This is a genomic window from Paenibacillus sp. P4_E11 (genome assembly GCF_056401635.1).
In genome coordinates this window covers 1-675 of record NZ_JBFUIX010000662.1, presented here as the reverse complement: position 1 = coordinate 675, position 675 = coordinate 1, and the positions used below count along the sequence as shown (strand labels likewise).

Sequence of the window (675 nt, the reverse complement as noted above, 5' to 3'; positions counted from 1 at the left end):
GTCGACCAAATCGACCGCGAGTTGCGTCCCCTTGATGTCAATTACATCTATCCCATCTTTAAATCGATCCCGCCTGCTGTTAATGGCTTCATTTACATGCTTCAATTCTTTGTTGTGAAGTTCGCCTATTGTTTTTACTAACATTGATCTCTTGTTTTTTCCAAAACCACCGACAATATTCGGAATTAACGACCCACATACATTCGTTGTTCCATTCAACTGAAGCTCCATTCCCTTTCCTCCTTTAAGATGCTGTAGATACATGCTCAATAATTTCGCCAATCGGTACGTCCAGTTCGGTGCACAAGGTGTCGAGCGTATCGAACTGGACTCCTTTCCCTTTTTCATGGTACAGGGCTAACAATGTTGTCTTAGAGATACCTGTCCGAGTTGAGAGTTCCTTAATCGTCTTAATTCTTTTCTTAGCCATTACCACCGATAAATTAATTTGTATCATTGCCATTCCTCCTCCCTTCCGGATTAATTCCGAACCCTATGGGACAGCAGTCTGTCCTTTAGGGATAACATGATGATACACCATTAATCGATTCCTTGTCAACACCAAAAGGCCAGACTATTGTCTCGCCGGGACACAATATGCTACTATTGGGACTGAGGTGATTCAATTGATAAAATTCAACTTAGCCGTACTATTAGCTGAGAGAAATCTAAGAA

Annotated in this window: 1 protein-coding gene and 1 pseudogene; both read right to left on the bottom strand. The window is 41.6% G+C overall.

The annotated features are described in order from the left end of the window. A pseudogene (locus AC1DWB_RS36775) lies at positions 1 to 231 on the bottom strand (ORF6C domain-containing protein); the annotation flags it as partial. 13 nt (positions 232 to 244) lie between these two features. After that, positions 245 to 457, bottom strand: a complete 213-nt coding sequence (locus AC1DWB_RS36770) for a helix-turn-helix domain-containing protein (protein WP_477545974.1) — start codon at positions 455 to 457, stop codon at positions 245 to 247. Positions 458 to 675 lie beyond the last annotated feature (218 nt).

Excerpts from the sequence above, each read along its gene's own strand:
- AC1DWB_RS36770 (WP_477545974.1), bottom strand. The coding sequence starts at position 457 with ATGATACAAATTAATTTATCGGTGGTAATGGCTAAGAAAAGAATTAAG.